Annotated in this window: 3 protein-coding genes and 1 pseudogene; 1 reads left to right on the top strand and 3 read right to left on the bottom strand. The window is 72.8% G+C overall.

What is annotated here, in order from left to right; genetic code table 11:
• Positions 1 to 231 precede the first annotated feature (231 nt).
• Positions 232 to 1,194, top strand: coding sequence for an ornithine cyclodeaminase family protein (locus D7V93_RS39625; protein ID WP_120648223.1), 963 nt, complete (start codon positions 232 to 234; stop codon positions 1,192 to 1,194).
• Positions 1,195 to 1,202: 8 nt separating this feature from the next.
• Here the strand turns inward: D7V93_RS39625 and D7V93_RS39620 are convergent, their stop codons facing one another.
• The 3 genes and pseudogenes from D7V93_RS39620 to D7V93_RS45490 all read right to left on the bottom strand — a co-directional run.
• Positions 1,203 to 2,390: a tetratricopeptide repeat protein gene (locus tag D7V93_RS39620; RefSeq protein WP_120648222.1), complete on the bottom strand. Its 1,188-nt coding sequence runs from the start codon at positions 2,388 to 2,390 to the stop codon at positions 1,203 to 1,205.
• 118 nt (positions 2,391 to 2,508) lie between these two features.
• Positions 2,509 to 3,408: a hypothetical protein gene (locus tag D7V93_RS45495; protein ID WP_158623967.1), complete on the bottom strand. Its 900-nt coding sequence runs from the start codon at positions 3,406 to 3,408 to the stop codon at positions 2,509 to 2,511.
• A 122-nt stretch (positions 3,409 to 3,530) separates the two neighbouring features.
• A pseudogene (locus D7V93_RS45490) lies at positions 3,531 to 4,020 on the bottom strand (hypothetical protein); the annotation flags it as partial.

Raw genomic sequence — 4,020 nt, 5'->3', positions numbered from 1 at the left:
GCCGCGTCGACCCCGTGAACGGTGGGCACGGTGTCCAGCTCGCGCCTCGTCCCGGAGTCCCCTCTTTCCTTCTCCCTACGACGACCGCCGCCCCGGCCCCTCGTCCGGGTGCTCCTGGGCGGGCCGGAGGCGCACCGCCCGGCGTGTCGTTCACCTTCGGGCGCTCGGACGCGCCTGGGGCCGGTTCCCCACGCGGGGCGCGGGAGCGCTCGGCTAGGGTGTTCCGCCTGTATGCGCACCCTCCTGCTCAACCGCTCCGCCGTGGCCCGCAACCTCCAATCGCTGACGCTCCTGGACGACCTGCGCGAGGCCTTCCGCACCGACGCGCTGGCCCGCACGGTGGCCCCGCAACGCGTGCGCGCGCCGCTGCACCCGGAGGGCACCGCGATGGTGCTCTTCCCCGGCAGCGTGCCCGGCATCTCCGCGTACACGGTGAAGGTGCACGCGAAGTTCCCCGCCCAGACGCCCGCCATCCAGGGCGTGGTGCACCTGCACGACCTCATCACCGGGGGGCTCCTGGCGGTGATGGACTCCGGCCACCTCACCGCCGTGCGCACCGGCGTGGTGGGCGCGCTGGCCGCGGACGTGCTCGCCCGGGAGGACGCGACCCGCGTGGCGGTGGTGGGCGCGGGGCGCCAGGGCGTGCTCCAGCTCAAGCAGCTGCGGCTGGTGCGCACGCTCACCCAGGCGCGCGTCTACGACACGGATCCGGAGCGGGCCAACGCGTTCGCCGCGCGCATGTACCAGGAGCTGAGCCTGCCGGTGAGCGTGGAGGACTCCGTGGAGGAGGCGGTGGCGGACGCGGACGTCGTCGTCACGGCGACGTGGAGCCGCCAGCCCTTCCTGCACCCGGGCATGGTGCGGCCGGGCACGCACATCACCACGCTGGGCGCGGACGAGCCGGGCAAGGCGGAGGTGTCCGCGGAGCTGCTGCGGCAGGCCCTCTTCGTCTGCGACCACCGCGCGCTGTGCGTGGCGTCCGGCGCCGCGGGCGCGGTGGGCCTGGACGAGACGGCCCTCCACGCGGAGCTGGGGGAAGTCCTCGCGGGCCTCAAGCCGGGGCGCACGTCCCCGGAGCAGGTGACGGTGTTCGCCCCGGTGGGCCTGCCCTTCCAGGACCTGGCCACCGCGTGGCACGTCTACCAGGCCGCGTCCGGCGACGAGGACCTGCCCACGCTGGACTTCAACGAATAGGCGGGCGGCTAGGCCTTGGCGAGCGCCTTGGACAGCCGGACGGCCTCCTGGTGCAGGTCGGTGTCCTCCGCCAGCGGCATGGCGAGCACCTTCTGCACCAGCTCCTTCGCCTTCGCGTCCTTGCCCAGCCGCGCCTGGGCGAGCGCCAGGTTGAGCAGCGGCTCCGGACGCTCCGGGGCGCGGCGCGTGGCCTCCTCCAGCACCGTCACCGCGCGCGCCAGGTGCTTGTCCGCCGGCTCCGCGGGGATGCGCAGCAGCAGCTGGCCCAGGTTGTTCGCCGCGCGCCAGCCGTCCGGCGCCAGCCCCATGCCCTGCTCGTAGGCGGCGACGGCCTTGTCGTACGCGGGCGGCTCCTGCGACTCGTAGCAGGTGGCCTCCGCCATCTTCAGCGACTCGCTGGAGACGCCCTGCGACGCCATGCTCTGGCACACGTACTTCGCCTGCTCCACCTGGCCGCGCGCCAGCATCAGCTGCGCGAGGTTCGCCTGGGCGTCCGCGTCCTTGGGGCGCTGGGCCGCGAGCGCGGAGGCCGCCTGGTAGGACGTGCGCAGGTCGCGCAGCGCCATGGACACCACCGTCAGCGACGCGAGCAGGCGCGGCTGGTAGGGCACCGCCTGGAGGCCCTGCTCCAGCACGGCGCGCGCTTCGACGTACTGGTCCTGGGCGGACAGCGCGTGCGACAGGCCCAGGTACGCGGGCACGAAGCGCGGCGCCTGGGCAATCACGGCGCGCAGGCTGGCCATGCCCTCCGCCGTCTTGCCCGCCTCCAGCTGCACCTGGCCCAGCCGGAAGCGGAACACGGCCTGCTGGGGCTGGAGCTTCACCGCCTGGGCGAGCGCCTCCAGCGCCTGGGGCGTCTGGTCCTGCTTGATCAGCATCATCCCGCGGCCGAAGTGGGCCTCCGCGCGGTTCGGATCCTGCGCGAGCACGCCCTGGTAGGCCTTGAGGGCCACGTCCAGCTGGCCCTTCTGCGCGGCGATGTTGGCGCGCACGAGGCCCGTCTCCGGCGTGGCACCCTGCGCCTCCGCCTTCGCGAGCAGCGCCTCGGCCTGGGGCAGCTTGCCCTCCACCAGGGCCAGCTTGGTCAGCACCACCAGCGCGTCACGGTGCGCCGGGTTCGCCGCGAGGAGCTTTTCGGCCTCCGCCTTGGCCTGGGCCAGCTGACCCGCCGCGAGGAGCGTTTCCAGAGAGTTCATGGGCAAAAGTGTCCCCCAGGGGCCGGGGGCTGTCGAGCAAGGGGGAAAAGGCAAGGGCCCCGTCCGGATGGACGAGGCCCTGGGAAGCGCTTCGAGGACAGCGCGGGAGGCCTGGGGACTACCAGCCGCCCAGCGCGTTCTTGATGCCCTCGCCGACGTTCTTGATGCCCTCGCCGACGTTCTTGATGCCCTCGCCGACGTTCTTCACCGCGTCGCCGACCTTGCCCACGTCCACGGAGAAGCCGAACTCGATGCTGGCGCCGATGCCGAGCGCCGCGCCCACGTCGAAGTTGGCGGACAGCTTGCCGTCCTTCAGGCCGACGTTGGCCTCGAACTCCACGCCGATGCCGGCGAAGGCCTCCGCGCCCGCCGTGACGGTCGCGGGCCCGATGTCCTGGCTGACTTCCGCGCTGGCGCGAGCACCGGCGAAGGCCTCACCGTGCACGGACGCCGCGGCCTGGCCGTGGAGGGGATCCAGCACCACCTGGCCCGTGGCGGTCGCCTCGGCGCCGACATTGCCCTCCGCGCCCCACTCGGAGCGGCCGAGCGCGCTGTCCGCGTGGCCTTCCACCGAGCCGCGCACCAGGTCGGCGCGCACGTCGACGGAGCCCTCGGCGCCAATCTTGCCGTGCAGCGGGTCGATGGAGACGTTGCCCTGCGCGGACACGTCCGCCGTCAGCGCCTGGCCTTCCACGGTCGTGTGGAAGTTGCCGTTGACGTCACCGAACGTGTGCTCGCCGGACGCGGCGGTCCAGTTCTTGTTCCACTCGCCCTGGGCGACGGTCTTCTCGAAGCGGCTGGTCTCCAGCTGCTTCTGGATGTCCGCCGTGGTGGACGCGTTCGCCTTGTTGCTGGTGGTGACGCGCTTGCCGTCCACGTTGCGGTTCAGGTTGATGGTCGCCTCGCCCTGCGCCCGGCCCGTCTTCTGGACCTGCGCCTCGCGACGAACCGTGTTCGGATCATTCGACTTCTGGGTGTTCCGGAACACGGGGCGGTAGCGGTTGGTCTCGATGGACATGGGGGAGGGGCTCCGACGGGCGCGAGGGCGCGATGGGAATGCTTGTGACTTGAGAACTTATCGGGGTGAGTCAGGAGAAAGTTTCCGCTCATCTTTTTCTCCCGGCTGATCCACCCGCGCCTTCAGGGCTTGGATCTCCCAGGCGCCAGGATGCCCCCGGGGTCCAGCACCGCCTTGAGCCGGTCCACCAGCTCCGCCGCGCCGTCCCGCCCGGCCAGCCCGTCCGCCGACCCGTCCTCGTCCCGCGCCTGGAGCCCGGAGCGGGTCAGGTGATACCCGGCCTGGGCCAGCTCGCGGGAGAGGGCGCGGTAGCAGGCCTGGGCGCGGGCGTCCTCGCCCCGGACGTCGCGGTCGTAGGCGAGCGCGGTGACGAGGTAGAGGCAGCGGGGGGAGTGGGCCAGCAGGGCGAGGTTGGGCTCCAGGCCGAAGAGGCGGGGGACGCGCTCGGCGATCTCCACGGCGCGCCTGGCCTCCGCGCCGGTGAAGGGCACGGCCACGGAGCTCCAGATGAAGCCACAGCGGTCCCGGTCCAGGTGGGGGGACTCCGGGGGCGGGGTGCGCTTGCGCCAGTAGGCCATGGCGAGGTTGGCCTCCGACGGGACGCCCTGGAAG

The organism is Corallococcus llansteffanensis (assembly GCF_003612055.1).
Taxonomy (GTDB): domain Bacteria; phylum Myxococcota; class Myxococcia; order Myxococcales; family Myxococcaceae; genus Corallococcus; species Corallococcus llansteffanensis.
The sequence above is the reverse complement of the archived record's forward strand: the minus strand, read 5'-3'. Positions and strand labels throughout refer to the sequence as shown.

Coding starts and splice junctions, on each gene's coding strand:
- D7V93_RS39620 (WP_120648222.1), bottom strand. CDS start 2,390: ATGAACTCTCTGGAAACGCTCCTCGCGGCGGGTCAGCTGGCCCAGGCC.
- D7V93_RS39625 (WP_120648223.1), top strand. CDS start 232: ATGCGCACCCTCCTGCTCAACCGCTCCGCCGTGGCCCGCAACCTCCAA.
- D7V93_RS45495 (WP_158623967.1), bottom strand. CDS start 3,408: ATGTCCATCGAGACCAACCGCTACCGCCCCGTGTTCCGGAACACCCAG.